Raw genomic sequence first — 488 nt, 5'->3', positions numbered from 1 at the left:
ATCAATTTGAATACTAAAAGTGAAAAAATCAACAAGTTCTCTTAATAATGGTTTTGTAGCAAAGTCATTAGGTTTCTGGTCGTAATTAGTATCCATAAGAAGGATAGTATGAATACGATTTATCCCAAATTTCTCTATCAGCTTTTCTATCAAAGGTTTTTTTAGGATTGAATGTGAAAAATTTTTGGCAATTTTTCTTCGATATGATTTGTTCAATAACGGATCACACTTTTTCGATAAGTATTCTTTTGTGTAATCGTGATTACACAGTTGAGTTCTTGTCTCGAGTATATTCAAAGAACTATATTCTTTGTCTAAAGCTTCAATTCTATTTTGAAACTCSTTATTGAACYTTTTTCCCTTTTTTTTGTTGGTAAAMACCCAAGTGTTGTAGAGTTCGGTCGATGAATATTTTTTGACTATAGGCAGAGATATCTTTCTTTTTATAATTTTAAAAAAAATCCATAAACTGGGTAGATATGTAACAC

General features: G+C 28.9%; 1 protein-coding gene. It reads right to left on the bottom strand.

Features of this window, described 5'->3' with window-relative positions; genetic code table 11:
• A partial coding sequence (locus FMS18_RS20340) for a hypothetical protein (protein WP_163296461.1) occupies positions 1–488 on the bottom strand: 488 nt, incomplete at both ends.

The organism is Desulfovibrio sp. JC022, assembly GCF_010470665.1.
In the GTDB taxonomy this organism is placed as follows: Bacteria; Desulfobacterota; Desulfovibrionia; order Desulfovibrionales; family Desulfovibrionaceae; genus Maridesulfovibrio.
The sequence above is the reverse complement of the archived record's forward strand: the minus strand, read 5'-3'. Positions and strand labels throughout refer to the sequence as shown.